Source organism: Paeniglutamicibacter psychrophenolicus (genome assembly GCF_030812255.1).
Lineage (GTDB): Bacteria > Actinomycetota > Actinomycetes > Actinomycetales > Micrococcaceae > Paeniglutamicibacter > Paeniglutamicibacter psychrophenolicus_A.
Window position 1 is genome coordinate 305,202 of the sequence record NZ_JAUSSH010000001.1, and the last position, 14,696, is coordinate 319,897.

The 14,696-nt window shown below is 64.8% G+C and carries 15 protein-coding genes; 4 read left to right on the forward strand and 11 right to left on the reverse strand.

Going from position 1 to position 14,696, the window contains the following annotated elements:
- Positions 1–441 precede the first annotated feature (441 nt).
- From phnE to J2T21_RS01370, 4 genes are read right to left on the reverse strand one after another with little or no spacing between them, the layout of a single operon-like run.
- Positions 442–1,260 (reverse strand): phosphonate ABC transporter, permease protein PhnE, encoded by an 819-nt coding sequence (gene phnE, locus J2T21_RS01355; RefSeq protein WP_113763355.1) that lies wholly within the window; start codon positions 1,258–1,260, stop codon positions 442–444.
- Positions 1,257–2,066, reverse strand: a complete 810-nt coding sequence (locus tag J2T21_RS01360) for a phosphonate ABC transporter ATP-binding protein (protein WP_307577678.1) — start codon at positions 2,064–2,066, stop codon at positions 1,257–1,259. The genes phnE and J2T21_RS01360 overlap by 4 nt, the downstream gene beginning before the upstream one ends.
- Entirely contained in the window at positions 2,066–2,980 is a 915-nt protein-coding gene (locus J2T21_RS01365; protein WP_307577680.1) for a phosphate/phosphite/phosphonate ABC transporter substrate-binding protein, read from the reverse strand. Before J2T21_RS01365 ends, J2T21_RS01360 begins: the two co-directional genes overlap by 1 nt.
- 14 nt (positions 2,981–2,994) lie before the next feature.
- Positions 2,995–4,194, reverse strand: coding sequence for a TIGR03364 family FAD-dependent oxidoreductase (locus tag J2T21_RS01370; protein WP_307577682.1), 1,200 nt, complete (start codon positions 4,192–4,194; stop codon positions 2,995–2,997).
- 172 nt (positions 4,195–4,366) lie between these two features.
- Here J2T21_RS01370 and J2T21_RS01375 point away from each other — a divergent pair, with 172 nt between their 5' ends.
- The 3 genes from J2T21_RS01375 to J2T21_RS01385 all read left to right on the forward strand — a co-directional run bounded on the left by J2T21_RS01375 (position 4,367) and on the right by J2T21_RS01385 (position 6,886).
- Positions 4,367–5,125 carry a GntR family transcriptional regulator gene (locus tag J2T21_RS01375; RefSeq protein WP_307577684.1) on the forward strand — a complete coding sequence of 253 codons (759 nt, stop codon included), beginning with the start codon at positions 4,367–4,369 and terminating at the stop codon, positions 5,123–5,125.
- A 31-nt stretch (positions 5,126–5,156) separates the two neighbouring features.
- Entirely contained in the window at positions 5,157–5,846 is a 690-nt protein-coding gene (locus tag J2T21_RS01380) for a phosphonatase-like hydrolase (protein WP_307577687.1), read from the forward strand.
- Between the two features lie 320 nt (positions 5,847–6,166).
- Positions 6,167–6,886, forward strand: a complete 720-nt coding sequence (locus tag J2T21_RS01385) for a transglycosylase family protein (protein ID WP_307577689.1) — start codon at positions 6,167–6,169, stop codon at positions 6,884–6,886.
- Between the two features lie 121 nt (positions 6,887–7,007).
- Here J2T21_RS01385 and J2T21_RS01390 read toward each other — a convergent pair whose 3' ends face one another.
- The 7 genes from J2T21_RS01390 to kynA all read right to left on the reverse strand — a co-directional run bounded on the left by J2T21_RS01390 (position 7,008) and on the right by kynA (position 13,747).
- The gene (locus J2T21_RS01390) at positions 7,008–8,357 is read right to left on the reverse strand and encodes a permease prefix domain 1-containing protein (protein WP_307578317.1); all 1,350 of its coding nucleotides are present in this window, start codon (positions 8,355–8,357) and stop codon (positions 7,008–7,010) included.
- Positions 8,357–8,722 carry a PadR family transcriptional regulator gene (locus J2T21_RS01395; protein WP_307577691.1) on the reverse strand — a complete coding sequence of 122 codons (366 nt, stop codon included), beginning with the start codon at positions 8,720–8,722 and terminating at the stop codon, positions 8,357–8,359. Before J2T21_RS01395 ends, J2T21_RS01390 begins: the two co-directional genes overlap by 1 nt.
- A 156-nt stretch (positions 8,723–8,878) precedes the next feature.
- Positions 8,879–10,288 (reverse strand): SidA/IucD/PvdA family monooxygenase, encoded by a 1,410-nt coding sequence (locus J2T21_RS01400; RefSeq protein ID WP_307577693.1) that lies wholly within the window; start codon positions 10,286–10,288, stop codon positions 8,879–8,881.
- Between the two features lie 736 nt (positions 10,289–11,024).
- On the reverse strand, positions 11,025–11,498 hold the full coding sequence (locus tag J2T21_RS01405; protein ID WP_307577695.1) for an SRPBCC family protein: 474 nt from the start codon (positions 11,496–11,498) through the stop codon (positions 11,025–11,027).
- Between the two features lie 18 nt (positions 11,499–11,516).
- Complete coding sequence (locus tag J2T21_RS01410; protein WP_113763346.1) at positions 11,517–11,852, reverse strand: ArsR/SmtB family transcription factor; 336 nt, start codon at positions 11,850–11,852, stop codon at positions 11,517–11,519.
- 191 nt (positions 11,853–12,043) lie between these two features.
- Positions 12,044–12,868 (reverse strand): PaaX family transcriptional regulator, encoded by an 825-nt coding sequence (locus J2T21_RS01415; protein WP_307577698.1) that lies wholly within the window; start codon positions 12,866–12,868, stop codon positions 12,044–12,046.
- Between the two features lie 9 nt (positions 12,869–12,877).
- Positions 12,878–13,747, reverse strand: a complete 870-nt coding sequence (gene kynA, locus J2T21_RS01420) for a tryptophan 2,3-dioxygenase (protein ID WP_307577700.1) — start codon at positions 13,745–13,747, stop codon at positions 12,878–12,880.
- 245 nt (positions 13,748–13,992) lie between these two features.
- On the opposite strand from kynA, the gene J2T21_RS01425 reads away from it, so the two are divergent.
- Entirely contained in the window at positions 13,993–14,592 is a 600-nt protein-coding gene (locus J2T21_RS01425) for a sunset domain-containing protein (RefSeq protein ID WP_307577702.1), read from the forward strand.
- Positions 14,593–14,696 lie beyond the last annotated feature (104 nt).

Here is a 14,696-nt window from a genome sequence, read left to right on the forward strand (position 1 = left end):
CTCACTGGTGTGCCTTCTCGGCAGGGTTGCCCAGCTTCGGCAAGCGCCACCAATCTGCGTCGGAGGACAATGGAGGCTAAACACCGGAGGGGTCACGACGAAGCTTCTTGCCACGTGCAAGGTGGTGTCGGCACCGAAATTTCAGCGGCGGGCCCGTTCACGGCAATTCCCGGCACCAGAGCAAGCCTCGGCAGCACCGGGGCACCCAAATCCGTTCTTCGTCGGAAGTCCCGGTGGGTTCAGCAGCCCCGCCCGCCATGGCATAACGGGCCAGCCACGCGCGGCAACCAGTGCATGGCGCGTATACCGTTCGGGAGCAAGGTTCGCTTGGTGCCTGCCATGCCCCTGTGGACGGCGGAGCCTGCTTCATATGGCCCGTTGGCCTTGGACAAGCTTGCGCTCCTCCACTCCTCCACGCAGCCCGAGGCCCGGAAAGTCCTGCTAGACCTCGAGCTTGCGCCTGATGAACGAGGAGAGCTGGTCGACCAGGATGATCAGCACCAGCACCACGATGATCTGCGTGGCCATCGCATCGAAGCGGAAGGACTTGATGGACTGGTTGATCAGCAGCCCGATGCCGCCGGCACCGACGAGTCCCAGCACCAGCGAGGAGCGCACGTTCACGTCGAAGCGGTAGAGCAGCAACCCGACGAATTGGCCCAGCACCATGGGCAGGGCCGCGTGGGTGACCTGCTGCAGGCGCGAGGCACCGGCGGTGGACAGTGCCTGTTGCGGACCGTTGTCGGTCTCCTCCATGGACTCGGCCCAGAGCTTGCCCATGACCCCGGTGTTGTGGCAGATCAATGCGAGCACCCCGGCGAAGGGGCCAAGGCCCACCGCGGTGACGAAGATCAGCGCGAACACGATGTCGGGGACCGCGCGGAAGAAGGACAGGATCGCGCGGGAGAGCTGGTACACGGCCCGGTGCGGGGTGGTGGTGCGTGAAGCGAACACCGCCAGCAGCAGGGCACTGGGAATCGAGAGCGTGGTGCCCAACAGGCCGATCCACAGCGTCACCGTGGTGGCCTTCAAGGCCGGGGCCAGCACCCCTTCCCAGTCCAGGTCCGGCGGGAAGGCGTCGGCCAGGAAGGAGGCCATGCCCTCGGCGCCGGTGACCAGTGCCGCCACCTCGAAGTCGGTGCCGCGCAGCGCGAAGACGTGCAGCACGACGAACACCGCGATGGCGGTGAGGATCGAGGTGATCCGCCACCCGGCGTTGGGGAGCTTGGGAACCGAGAGCCGTGCGACCGGTGCGCTCATGCCGCTGCCCGGTGCGGGGTGTAGAGGCGGGCCTGCATGGACGCATCCAGCCCGGAGATGTCCCCGGAGTATTCGATGCGGCCGTCTATCAGGCCGATAACGGTGTCGGCGTGGCGCAGGGCCAAATCCGGCTGATGCAGCACCGCGGCCACGGCCAGGTTTTCCTCGTGGGCCAGTTCGGCCAGCAGTGCCATGACTTCCTCGGCGGCGCGCGGGTCAAGGGCGGCGACCGGCTCGTCGGCCAGCACCACGGAAGCGCGCTGGCACAGGGCGCGGGCGACCGCCACACGCTGGGCCTGCCCGCCCGAAAGCCGGCCGGCCTTCTCATGGGCACGGTCGGCCATGCCGACGCGGGCCAGGGCAGCCATGGCCTCCTCCTTCAGCTCGCGGGGGAAGAACATCGGGCTGATGGAGGCCGGGCCGCCGAGCCTGCCCAGGGCGCCGGCGCATACGTTGTCCAGTGCGGTGCGGCGCGGGACCAGGTGGATCTTCTGGAAGACCATGGCCACCGCGGACCTGGCCTTGGCCAGTTCGGTTCCGCGCAGCGCGGACAGCTCGGTTCCGGCCAACTTGATGGAGCCGTCCTCGGGGGTCTCCAGGCCCATGATGCACTTGAGCGTGGTCGACTTGCCCGAGCCGTTGGCGCCCAGGAAGGCGACAACGGAGCCGCGGGACAGGGTGAAATCGACCCCGTCCAGCACGGTGCGTCCGCCAAAGGACTTGGTGAGGTTTTCCACCTCAAGGATGGGTTCGCCGGGCACTGCGGCTTGGGCCAGCCGGGGGATTGGAAGGTGCAGGGTGGTCATTAGATGTCCTTCTCGGTCAGGCCCATGGTTTCGGCCAGGTCGAAGAGCGGGTTGTAGGTTTCCCTGGTGACCTCGATCAGGGGCCCGGCCGGGGTGACGTCCAGGAACTTGCCCACGGCCTCGATGTCGGCCGGGGCCAGGTTCAGCAGCGCGTCCTTCACCGCGGCCTTGAAGGCCGGGTCGGCGTCCGCCGAGACCGTGATCGGGTCGTTGGGGATGGCTTCGCTTTCCCAGACCTGGCGGAATCCGGCGGGGTCGAAGTCGCCCGATTCGGTGGCGCTGGCCAGGGTCTGCGAGTTGATCTGGGCCGCGTCCACGGTGCCCTTGGCCAGGGCCAGCAGGGCCTCGGGGTGCCCGCCGGCGTAGTTCATGTTCAGTTCGTCCTCGGCGATTCCGGCCTTTTTCAGGCCGAAGCGCGGAAGCACGTCCCCGCTGGTGGAACCGACCGAGCCCAGGGCCAGGTCCTTGCCTCGCAAGTCCTCGATGGACCGGATGTCCGAGTCCTCCGGTACCCAGATGCCGGCGGTGTAGGAGGAGAGCAAGCCATCGGAGGTGCCGAAGGACGCCAGCGGCTCGGCGTTGGCCTTGGTGGAGGCGAAGACGTAGCCCATGGGACCGAACTGGCCGATGTCCAGCTTGCCGTTGCGCATCGAGAGCACTTCGGCGGCGTAGTCCTCCACGACCTGGACTTCGACCATGCAGTCCAGTTCCTTGCCCAGTGCGGAGGCCAGGACCTGGTAGGCGGGTTCGAGCTTGGTGGGGTCTTCGAACGGTTCTATGCCGAATTTCAGTTCCCCGGTGGGGCAGAAGGCGTTGGAATCGGCGTTGGCCGGGGCCTCGGTGGAGGAGCAACCCGCCAGCGTGAAGGCAGCGAGCGCTGCCAGGGACAGGGCGAGGGTGCGAGTGGTTTTCATGGAAAGCCTGGTCCTTAGCGGGTGGTGGTGGAGGCGGTGGGCCGGGAGACGGGACGGGAGTTGAGGTTTGCCTCGGCCAGGCCGAAGGAGAGCGTCATGCCGATGCCGCTGGTCACCGAGACCAGGGTGATGGCCTCGGTGATGTCGCGCACCAGGAGCGGGGAGACCTCGGAGGAGGCATAGATGCCCTGCCAGCGTTCGGAAGTGTCGAAGGACCGGACATCGAGCACCTTCGCCGCGGCCTGCAGGAGCGTCTGGGTCGTGGATTCGTTCAGGAACGGGTCCTGGGCCAGGCCGTAGGAGTGCGAGTCCCCGAGCAGCAAGGTGCCGTCGGGACGCTGTGTGAACATCACGTTGGCGCCGATCTCCAGCAGGTCCGGGCGTGCGGCGGCGACCTGTGCGCGCAGTGCGCTCGCCGAGGGCAGCTGCGTGAAGGCGTCGTAGCGCAGCATGGAGGTCGCGGTGAGCACTGCCGGGATGATGGTGGTGCTTTCCGGGGCGGGGGCCGCGGCCATCTGCAGGGCGCAGCGGGTGATCCGGTGCTCGGCGGCGATCTGCGGGAACAGGTAATCCACGTCGTGGCCGACGCAGATGAATACCCGGTCCGCCTCGAAGGCGCCGCGGCCGGTGTCCACCCGGGCCCTGCGCGAGGTGCCGCTGCCGAAGCCCAGGGCGGCGGTGTTGAAGTGCACCGCTGCGTCGTCCTGGGCGTCGAGCCATCCGGCCAGGGTGGCGACGGTGGTGCGCGGGTCGACACGCAGGTCATCGGCCAGGAAGGCGCCGCCGCGGATGCCGTCGGTGTTTTCGCGGCCGAGCCTGGCCCGCACGGCATCCGGGTCCAGGACGGTGACCTGGCCCTCGGGGCGCGAGGCGGAGAATTCGCGCAGCAGTTGCAGCTCGGTCTCCGTCGCGGCGACCACCAGGGCGCCGGACTCGATGGCCCAGAACCCTGCCTTGTCGGCGAAGTCGAGCCAGTGCTTCCGGCCGGCCTGGGCCAGTTCGTAGAGCTCGCCGTGCTGGGCAGTGATGCAGGCATGGCCGAAGTTGCGCACCGAGGCGCCCACCGCACGGTGGTCGCGTTCGATGACGGTGACGCTCAGGCCCGCTTGCAGGGCCAGCGCGGCGTGGGCCAGGCCAATGATGCCTGCCCCGACGACCAGGACGTCGGTGCTTGCCACCGGTTCTGCGGTGGCCTCGGAATTCGTTTTGATCATGTTCACGGCATTGATGGTTGCCGCTCGGGGCACCCGGGATCAAGCCAGAACGGCACTTGTCCAAACAAGTTCACCAACGGTTCATTTGGTCGATAATCCCTTCATGACCTGTTCATTTACAGTTCACCCAGGCCCCCGGATTGCCGCGGATTCCACTTGTATGCTCAAGTACGTGCCGTCAATATCCGATGAACCCATCCACCAGCGACTCAGCGACCTCTTCCGCGAGAAGATCTCTTCCGGCGACTGGAAAGAGGGCAAGCCGTTGCCCAGCGAAGCGGAGCTTTGCACCCAGCACGGCGTTTCCCGTGGAACCGTCCGCCAGGCGTTGGCAAGCCTGCGCAGCGAGGGGATGGTCACCGGCGGCCGGGGAAAGCCCCCGGTGGTCGCCCGTCCGGTCCCGTCCCAGTCGTTTGCCACCTTCATGTCCTTTTCGGAGTGGGCCCATTCGCTGGGCCGGGAACCGGGCCAACGGACCCTGGAGATCGCCCGGCGCCCCGCCGACGAGGACCTGGCGGGAAAGATGGGGCTCCGGCCCGGGGAGCCGGTCATCCAGGTGCTGCGGCTGCGGTCCCTTGACGGGAATCCGACCATGGTCGAACGCAGCAACTTCATCGTGGAGGTCGGCAACGCACTTTTTGGCTTCGACACCGACAGCGGCTCGATCTTCGGATACCTGACGAGCCGGGGCGTGGACCTGACCCGGGGCAGGCACGTGATTGATGCGGTCGGCGCGGACGCGACCGACGCCGAGCTGTTGGGCGTGGAGCCGGGCTCGGCACTGCTGCGCGAGCACCGGCTGACCTATGCGGCCGACGGACGCATCCTTGAATGCTCTGATGACCGGTACCTGCCGCACCTTGCGAACTTCGTCATCGAAAACACCAGGACAGCCAGGGCCGCGTTGGTGCGTGTCCCGCTGGTCGCCTGAAACCTGAACCAACAACATAAGGATGAAAACCATGATTGAACTTGTCGTTTTGGACATGGCCGGCACCACCGTGAACGAGCACGGGATCGTCTACCGCGCCCTAGAGGACGCGGTCACGGCCACGGGGGCCACCGTGGATGCGGCCGATCTGCAGACCTGGATGGGGGCGGACAAGACCGAGGCCATTGCCGCACTGATGGAACTCGGCGGAGTGAAGGCGGACGCCGACGTCGTTGCCGCGCAGTTCGACCACTTCCGGGCCCTGCTGGCCGAGCGTTACGCGGCGAGCCCGCCGGTGGCCCTGCCGGGCGTCGAGGACGCGCTGCGCGCACTCAAGGCCCGCGGAATCAAGGTAGGCCTGACCACCGGTTTTTCGCGCGATGTTGCCGCACCGATCCTGGAGACGCTGGGCTGGGGGATCGGCGAAGGCCAGCTGCTCGATGCCGTGGTCACCAGCGACGAGGTGGCCGCCGGCCGGCCGGCGCCGTACATGATCCACCGGGTCATGGAGGCCACCGGGGTGCATGATGTACGTGCGGTCGTGGCCGGCGGGGACACCGTGGTCGACCTCCTGGCGGCACACCATGCAGGCGTGCAGGGCCTGGGCGTGCTCACCGGGGCGCTGGGCCGCGAGGAACTCGAGCAGTATCCGCACAGCTGGGTGTTGGAGGGCGCCAAGAACCTTCCCAGCGTTCTCGGGTCTGCACTAGTCAGCCGCTAATAATATCGTTTTGGTAACAGCGCCTCGGAGGCCAGCGCGGCTCCCGGGGCGCTTTTTGGCGTGTGATTAACTTTTTTCCATGTTTTGACTAGGTGTTATGCATGTCGATGGGGCTCCCGGCTTGACTCGGCCCCGGGGTGGTGTCGTACGGTCTTTGAGTAACGTTTCTATAACAGCAGGTTACGGAACGCGTCACAACTACCGCCGAGTATCCCTCGTTGTCCATGACGGCGGTAGCCACTCGAACGTCGATTGCGACGCCGGACAACGCCGCCATGATGGTCCTGGACGACTTAAGCGGAGGATGGCACTGGAGAAACATGATCCAGCAGAACACCAAAACCAAAAACATTCGCCGTGGCGCAGCAACCATCGCCGCAATCGCCTTGGCCGGGGGAGCCATGGCAATGTCGGTGGCACCGGCCTCGGCAGCAAGCACCGGCACCTGGGACGCACTGGCCCAGTGCGAGTCCGGCGGCAACTGGTCCATCAACACCGGCAATGGCTTCAAGGGCGGACTGCAGTTCACCGACTCCACCTGGAAGGCATTTGGCGGCAGTGGCAGCGCCGCCAACGCCTCCAAGGCCGAGCAGATCCGTGTTGCCGAGAACGTCAAGGCAGGCCAGGGCTGGGGTGCATGGCCCGCATGCTCCGCCAAGCTGGGGCTCTCCGGGGGCAAGGGGTCTGTCGCCAAGACCTACAAGTCCACCCCGAAGCAGGACACCGTGAAGAAGTCCGCCAAGGCTTCGACCTACAAGTCGACCTCGGCCAAGACCTACAAGACCAAGTCGGTTCCGGCCAAGAGCTACGCCTCTTCCGGCAAGCGCGCCGCAGCCCCGGTGGCCAAGGCCCCGGTCATCAGCGTCAACGTCAAGGACTCGGGCAAGAACTACACCGTCAAGACCGGGGACACCCTGTTCAAGATCGCCCAGGCCCAGGGCCTGAGCAGCTGGCAGGGCCTGTACTCGCTGAACCAGGACGTCGTTCCCAGCGCCGACCTCATTCTTGTTGGCCAGTCGCTGGACTTGCCAACCAAGTAAACCGGTCCCTCGTACGAGCGGACGAACGGCCAGGAGGGCTGTTCCCTAGCCAAACCCCCAAGTGGCTAGGGAGCAGTCCTTTTGCGTGTCCGCTCCCCGACGCCGGGGCCGCGGGAGCGGCTCAGGCGAACGCGAAGACCGGCGGGAAAACGAACACCACCAGGGCCGCCCACAGGCCATAGACGGGCAGGTACCTGGTCTGCCAGTGTTCAAGCACCGCGAACCGGCACCGGCCGCGCAGGAACCCGGCCGAAAGCCGGGCCGCCCACAGCAGGTGGACAAGCAGCAGCAGGTTCAGCCCCAGCGCGGCGATCTTGTTGGGGCTGGATCCGAACTCGGCGATCCTCGCCAGCATGGCGGTGAGCATCACCGCGTCCACGGCCAGCGCCGCCACCAGCAGGACCAGCTGCAGGACATCGAAGATGCCCGCCGGAGCCAGCGGCTCGCGCGCCGACAGTGCGTAGAGCAGCAGGCACAGTACCAGCACCAGCACCGCATTCATGAGGATCAGCAGGCCTCGGTCCACATCGATGAGCCCGCCCGCGGTGGTGAGCACGACCAGCATGGCCAGCAGCATGGCGATGGTCAGCGGCGTGAAGATGCGCGTGAGCACCGGGGCGATGTTCTCGATGACATCCTGTTTGGCCTCCACCAGCCAAGCGGCGACCACCAGCGCGCCGGGCACGGCGAAGGGCAGGATCCAGGCCTCCATGGCCGGTTCCAGGTCCAGGCCCACCAGTTGCAGCACCGCGGCGGTGAGCCCGATGAGCACACCTCCGCCCAGGCCCAGCAGCGTGAAGTAGATGGCCAACTCGCCGGTGAACCTCACGAAGTCCATGCGCCGCCCGTCGCTTCGCCAGCGCCCGCCGACGTACGCGACCCCGGCCAACAGCCACAGGAGCACCGGGGCATGCAATGCCGCCAACATCCCGGTGGAACCCTCCGGGGCGAACGGGTAGGCGTTCAGCACCACGGCCAGCGCGGCGAAGGGAACAACCAGCGCGAGCAGAAGCCGGCCGGAGAGCTGCCGCTTCCACGCGAAGTAGGCGGCCAGGAACGGGAAGACCAGCAGGCCCGCGTTGCGCAACAGCACCTCATCCCCACCCAGCCAGGAAAGCCCGGCCTTCAGCGCCAGACCCGCACCCACTGCCAGTGACAGCACGACGGCAAGCTCGCGCCATGGCGGAACGCCTGCGGCCGCGGGGTGCTCGGGGAGCAGCACAAGCTGCTTCCACAGCCTTTCGGAGTGTTCCCGGGCGAACTCGCGTGAAACCGCGTCCAGGTTGCCCATGCGCTTGATGGCCACCAGGAAGGACTCGTCCTCGTCCAGCCCGCCGGCCCGCCGTTCGGCGATTTGCTCGCGCAGATGGTCCTCGAGCTCGTCGAGGTCCGCGGGCGAGATGGCCCGGCGCCGGGCGACGTAGCCGCGCCAGTAATCGATCTGGGCTTCGAGCCCCTCTTGGGGTTCCATCACGCCCACCCCGTTTCCATTGCCGGCGGGAGCTGCGCGTTGTGCCACACCTGCCGCAGCGCCTTGGCCACCACGCTCCACTGTTCCCGCCGCTCGGCCAGGGCCTCGCGTCCGGACAGAGTGATGGCGTAGTGCTTGCGCCGGCGCCCGGTCTCGGGGGAGTGGCCCCACCTCGCCTCGAGGTGGCCGAGCCGCTCGAGGCGGTGCAGCAAGGGGTAGAGCATCCCGTCGGTCCATTGCATGTCTCCGCCGGAAAGCTCGCCGACCTTCTTGATGATGGCATAGCCGTGCAGCTCGCCCTCTGAGAGGATCCCCAGCACGAGCGGGGTCGCCGATGCGGCGACCAGGTCCTTGTCGATGCGCACACTTCCTCCTATACATAGATCTTCTATGTATTGAACGCCCGGGTGTCCCTGAAAGCAAGCGAAGGCGGTTTCGGCTCAACGACAAAGGTCCCGTTGCCCCACCTTGCGGGGGGCAACGGGACCTTCGCGAGGCTGCCCGGAGATGGCGCCGGTTGCCTACTTGCCCCTGGCCAGGATGGCGTTGGCATCCACGGTCGCCATGGCATTGGTGTCCATGTTCTGCGACGGGCCGTTGAGGAAACGCTCCAGCGAGTCGTCCATGGCGTTGATCCAGCGCGTGTGGTGGATCTCGGCCATGGTTCCGGTGATCACCGAACGGTGGGCCTTGTCGCGGTAGCCCAGGATGTCCTCGGACTTGTGGCGCATCCAGTCCTTGAACAGGGTGCTGACGGCATCAAGGTCGAATTCCGGGTAATCGGTCGCGTTGATCAATTCGCGGACGTAGTCGGTCTGGAAATCGGCCTCGGCGTCGTGGTCGGCCAGGGCGGCCTGCATATCGAGCCAGGACTCGATGTCAGCGGCGCGTTCCTCGGCCGAGGGCATGGCGATCTTGCCGGTCATGACGTCGCGGGCAAACCATGCCTGCGCATCGAACATGTTGAAGGTGTAGTACTGGTCCTGTGCGCCCAGGTAGAACAGGTTGGTGTTCTGCTGCCACACCACGCCCTTGTAGAGGTTTCCCGGGTACAGGACGTTGGGGGAGTTCACCGCCAGGTCCGAGGGCAGGAACGGGTACTTGTGCAGGTAGCCGGTGCACATGATGACAGCATCGAACTCGCCGCTGGTACCGTCTGCGAAGTGCGCAGTGGTGCCCTCGAAGCGGGTGACCAGCGGACGCTCGACGGTGGTTGAAGGCCAGTCGAATCCCATGGGTCCGCTGCGGTAGCTCAGGGTGATCGAGGCGGCGCCCATCTTGTGCGCCTGCATGCCGATGTCCTCCGCGGAGTAAGAGGACCCGATCATCAGCAGTCGCTTGCCGCCGAAGCGCTCGGCCCCGCGGAAGTCGTGGGCGTGCAGCACCTCGCCGGGGAAGGTGTTGATCCGGTCGAACTCCGGGATGTTGGGGGTGGAGAAGTGCCCGGTGGAGACGACCAGCTTGTCGAAGACATGGGTCTTGGATTCCCCGGTCTTCACGTCTTGGCTGAAGAGCGTGAACTCCTCGGTTGCCTCGTCGTAGTTGACCCAGCGAACGGCGGTGTTGAACTGGATGTACTTGCGCACGTCGGACTTTTCGACGCGGCCTGCAATGTAGTCGAAGAGGACCTCGCGCGGCGGGAACGAGGAAATCGGCCGGCCGAAGTGCTCATCGAAGGTGTAGTCGGAGAACTCCAGGCATTCCTTGGGGCCGTTGGACCACAGGTGCCGGTACATCGACGAGTGGGCCGATTCCCCCGAGCCGTCGATGCCGGTGTGCCAGCTGTAGTTCCACTGGCCGCCCCAGTCGGACTGCTTTTCGAAGCAAACGATTTCGGGCATGTCCGCACCCTTGGCGCGCGCGGCCTCAAATGCCCGCAGCTGTGCCATTCCGCTGGGTCCTGCACCAATGATTCCGACTCGCAAGCTCATGCTTTTCTCCTCATTCCAGGGCCGATTCAATTACCCGTGGCAAAGGGCAATTCGGGACCGCGCCAATGAAAGGCGACAATGGAAGTTCGACCCTTAATAGAGGCAAAGCTCTCCTCCGAATACGAGGCCCGGCGCTTCGTGCGCCGCAAGGTCAAATGCTCCCGGGCCTCGATCCCCGCAGGGGGGAGAGGCACCGCAATAACAGAAAAGGACCGGCAGATAGCGGTCATTGCGGTTCCGAATGAACCAGCGTTCGGCCCGATGTGGGTGGACTGGTTCTCTCTCCATAACAGCAGTAGCGGGCCAATTAGTCAAATCTTGTGCCCTAATTCAAGGCCGGGAACCCAGCCAAAAACAAGAGTTTCAAATACTTATATGTTGGCATATTGCCCGGGATCCGGGGCCGGGGCAGCAGCTGGAAAGGCATTCCCGGGCGTCCGCATGCAAAGGTAACAATTTAGACATTGACATGGGTAAATTGACAGATACTGAAATGTTAAATCGTTCTGCCGGAATAGGTTGCCGCAGGCGTTGTGGCGGATTTCGGACCAGGACCAAGCGCGTATGCTGACCCGGAGCGCAGCTTGGGGCAGCTTCCTTCTGCACCGGATGTTGCCGCCGGTATCGCTCCGGCCGACGGATTCCCCTTCACTGTCCACTTTGGGTTTGGCAGGGTCTTGTTTGGTGGCGTCCCGGGGATGCCGCGGCAGGGCGGCCACCCCGGGACACGTGGTGGTCAGCGGGCGGAGAGCAGGGCCTCCAGCCGTTGGTAGCCCTGCGACATGCCCTCTTCCATTCCCGAGGCGGCCATGCCGTCCCGAGCCTCTTGGGTCGGGTAGACGGAGTGGCCCACCAGCCGGCAGCGGTTGCCCTCCAATGCTTCGAAGCGCATGTAATCCATGGCAACGACGTCGGGGTATCCGTCGAACTCGAAGGTCTGGATGGCGAACTCGTTCTCGCGCACGGTGTGGAACACCCCGCTGAAGCCGTAGGTTCCTGATTCATCGGAATGGGCGTACTTATAGGAGCCTCCGGTGCGGAAGTCGTAGTGCTCGACTTCCATCTTCATGTTGTTCGGCCCAAGCCATTGGGCGACGAGGGCCGGATCGCGATGCGCCTCGAACACGGCGTCAACGGGGAAATCGAACTCCCGGGTGAAATCAATGAAGGGCGCGCCTTCGGGGACGGTGAGGTTCAATGGGTTGCTCATGATGAGACTTTCCTGGAATTATCCGCGGCGTGCGGAATGCTTTTGGAGCACGGCATCCAAGCGGTCGTATTTTGCCTCGGCAAGTATCCTGTACTTGTCGATCCAGCCGGTCAGTTCCGTGAGAAGTGCAGGATTCAAGTGGACCGGGCGGCGTTGCGCCTCGCGTGTGCGGGTCACCAAGTGCGCCTGTTCCAGGACCTGAATGTGCTTCGAGATGCCTTGGATGGACATCTTGAACGGTTCGGCGAGTTCGTTGACGGTGGCCGGTCCGGCCGAGAGCCGGACGATGATTTGCCTCCGTGTCGGGTCAGCGAGGGCGAGGAACGCCCTGTTGAGGTCTTGCTCGTCAAACATCGCGTATTCAACTCATTTCTTTATCAACCTTTCGGTTGATTACAAGATTGCTCCGATGCCCTTCCGTAGTCAAGGGGTGGACCAGGGAAATCTGGGAAATTTCCCGATCCGGCACAATTCAAGACCCAGCCTGTGCGGGTGTTGCCATGGGGAATCTCCCGGGCAGCACCCGCGACCAGGCGCGGCTCCATTTATGCGACAGAGCGCATGAACTCGCGTGCAGCGGCGGCATGGCGCCCCTGGATTCCAAGGAACAGCTCTGCGCTTCGGTGTCCGGGCCAATTGCCGGGCAGGTAGTCCTCGGGCAAGCCGGGGTCCAGATAGGGGATGGTACGCCAGGAGTCGATGGCGCGAACGTAGGCCGCGAAGCTGTCGCCGGCGCTCGGGAAACCGGTCTCGGCCATCGCCCCGTTCTGTTCGAGGAACATCTGGTGCAGAGCGGCCAACGCATCCAGGTCCCACCATGCTGCGGCCAGGGCCCGCGGCGTGCCGGTGAACTCCAGGGTGTTGGAGACAATGATGGTCGCGTGGTCCTCCAGGCCGAGCACGCGCAGGATCTCCCACACCTCGGCGCGCAGGTAGTCCGGGAAGATCCACAGCCCCGGGGCCACCAACCCGCCACCGATACCCTGCAGGTACTTGCGCAGTTGGTGGCGGCGTTCGCGTTCGGACTCCGGAATGGAGTAGGAGGCCAGGCACCACGAGTCGTCCGCGCCCATGGAACGCGGCTCGAAGATGCGCCGATCCCCGCGGGCCAGGATGCGTTCGCCGGTGGCCGTGAGCTCGAGCCCCGAAACCCCGTCGCGTTCCCGTTGCTCCAGTATCCCCTTCTTCTTCAGGCGTGAGATCGCCGTCCGGGTCACCTGCGCCTTGGTGCCCAGGGCGTCCATCAGCGCGATCAGGTGCGCCGAGGAGATCCAGCCGCCCAATTCGCGCAGGTACAGACCCACGATGGTGCGCACCAGGGAAGTGGTGCTGCCCGGGCGGGCATCGAGGTCATCGAGTTCGGAAAGCACGTGTCTGGGCTACTTGCCGATCTCGGTGCGCACGGCGTACAGCTCCGGGAAGAACGTGAGATCCAGGGCGCGCTTGAGGAAATCGACGCCGGAGGATCCGCCCGTGCCCTTCTTGAAGCCGATGGTGCGCTGCACGACGCGCATGTGGCGGAAGCGCCAGGCCTGGAAGTTGTCCTCCAGGTCGACGAGGTCCTCGCAGGCCTGGTAGAGGCTCCACGTGGTGTCGTCGGATTCGTAGATGTCCTTGTAGATGGGCACCAGGGCCTCGTGGAACACCCATGGCTTGGTGACGTCGCGGCCCAGGATTTCCTCGGGAATCGCATATCCGGAGCGGGCCAGTGCATGCAGGAAGGCGTCGTAGACGGTCGGTTCGTGCAGGACCTGGGTGAGCAGCTGGTGCGCCTCCGGATCGGATTCGAAGACCTTGAGCATGCCCTCGTGCTTGTTGCCCAGGATGAACTCGACGGCCCGGTACTGGAAGGACTGGAAGCCGGAGGACGATCCGAGGAAGCCGCGGAACTGTGCATACTCGCGCGGGGTCAGTGTGGCCAGCACCGCCCACTGCTCGGTGAGGGTCTTTTGGATGTGCTTGACGCGGGCCAGGCATTTAAGGGACTTGCCGATTTCGTCGTTGTCCATCAGCCGGCGCGACTCCATGAGCTCATGCAGCATCAGCTTGAGCCAGAGTTCGCTCGTCTGGTGCTGGATGATGAACAGCATTTCGTCGTGGTGCTCGGGAACGCTGACCGGGTGCTGGGCCGAGAGCAGGCGCTCGAGGTCCAAGTAGCTTCCATAGGACATGGCGTTGTGGAAGTCGGTGCGGACGGTGTCTTCGATTTCGCGTGCACCCTCGGGTGTCTGTGCGTGTGGGCAGGCCATGGGAACAGCGTATCAGTATCTCAACGTGCGTCAAGAAAATGAAATGAGCCTGAGTTGGATCCCCGGGGCAAGCGGTGGACGGATGCCTGGTCGCGGCGGGTCAGGACGCTTGCGATGTCTGTTCGGGGCTGTCGCCGGTCTGCCTCATGTCGAGCGCCTATTCCGGGCGTTGCCATGGTTTGATTGAAGTTTGCATCGAGATCATGGGCCGCAGAGAAAACGCGCCCGAAAACATGGGGGGATTCATGAAGACTTTCACTCGCACGCTCACTGCCCTTGCCGCGGCGGTGTCGATCGCGTTTTCCGGGGCCGCCGTGTCAACGGCCGCACCCGTGGCGCCCGTGCAGGGGGTCAGCGTCGTTGCTGCCAAGAAGGCGCCGGCCGTTGCGATCGGGAAGATTCCCACCAAGACCGTCAAGGGATCCGCGAAGGCCACCATCAAGCCGTTGGCCAAGGCGGCCAAGGGCGTGAAAATCACCTCCAAGGTGCTGACCGTCAAGCAGGGGAAGAAGACCGTTGCCAAGAACAAGGCTTCGGTCAAGCTGAAGACCGGCACCTACAAGGTGACGACAAAGGTCAACTACAAGGTCGGCAAGAAGAAGGGGACCATCTCCAAGACGCAAACCCTGACCGTCAAGAAGGCCGCGGCGAAGAAGTCGTGGGCCGCACCCAAGGGCAAGAGCTGCCCGGCAGGGTTCCCGGTCAAGGGCAACAAGACCGGCAGCAACAAGGAATGGAAGTACCACGTTGAAGGCGGCCAGTTCTATGGCCGCACGACCCCGGAGCAGTGCTTCAAGAACACCTCCGACGCACGCAAGGCCGGATACCGCGTCTCCAAGCGCTAAAGCCGTTCCGGCAATTGAATGACGCCGTGGCCCGCAGTCAAACCGTGGGCCACGGGTGTTTACATGTACCTTTGGCGTTGTGCCTCGTTGAGTCATGTTGAAAG

Bases quoted from the DNA above. Each gene is read 5' to 3' on its own strand.
- phnE (WP_113763355.1), bottom strand. From the start codon at position 1,260: ATGAGCGCACCGGTCGCACGGCTCTCGGTTCCCAAGCTCCCCAACGCC.
- J2T21_RS01360 (WP_307577678.1), bottom strand. From the start codon at position 2,066: ATGACCACCCTGCACCTTCCAATCCCCCGGCTGGCCCAAGCCGCAGTG.
- J2T21_RS01365 (WP_307577680.1), bottom strand. From the start codon at position 2,980: ATGAAAACCACTCGCACCCTCGCCCTGTCCCTGGCAGCGCTCGCTGCC.
- J2T21_RS01370 (WP_307577682.1), bottom strand. From the start codon at position 4,194: ATGATCAAAACGAATTCCGAGGCCACCGCAGAACCGGTGGCAAGCACC.
- J2T21_RS01380 (WP_307577687.1), top strand. From the start codon at position 5,157: ATGATTGAACTTGTCGTTTTGGACATGGCCGGCACCACCGTGAACGAG.
- J2T21_RS01385 (WP_307577689.1), top strand. From the start codon at position 6,167: ATGATCCAGCAGAACACCAAAACCAAAAACATTCGCCGTGGCGCAGCA.
- J2T21_RS01390 (WP_307578317.1), bottom strand. From the start codon at position 8,357: ATGGAACCCCAAGAGGGGCTCGAAGCCCAGATCGATTACTGGCGCGGC.
- J2T21_RS01400 (WP_307577693.1), bottom strand. From the start codon at position 10,288: ATGAGCTTGCGAGTCGGAATCATTGGTGCAGGACCCAGCGGAATGGCA.
- J2T21_RS01405 (WP_307577695.1), bottom strand. From the start codon at position 11,498: ATGAGCAACCCATTGAACCTCACCGTCCCCGAAGGCGCGCCCTTCATT.
- J2T21_RS01410 (WP_113763346.1), bottom strand. From the start codon at position 11,852: ATGTTTGACGAGCAAGACCTCAACAGGGCGTTCCTCGCCCTCGCTGAC.
- kynA (WP_307577700.1), bottom strand. From the start codon at position 13,747: ATGGCCTGCCCACACGCACAGACACCCGAGGGTGCACGCGAAATCGAA.
- J2T21_RS01425 (WP_307577702.1), top strand. From the start codon at position 13,993: ATGAAGACTTTCACTCGCACGCTCACTGCCCTTGCCGCGGCGGTGTCG.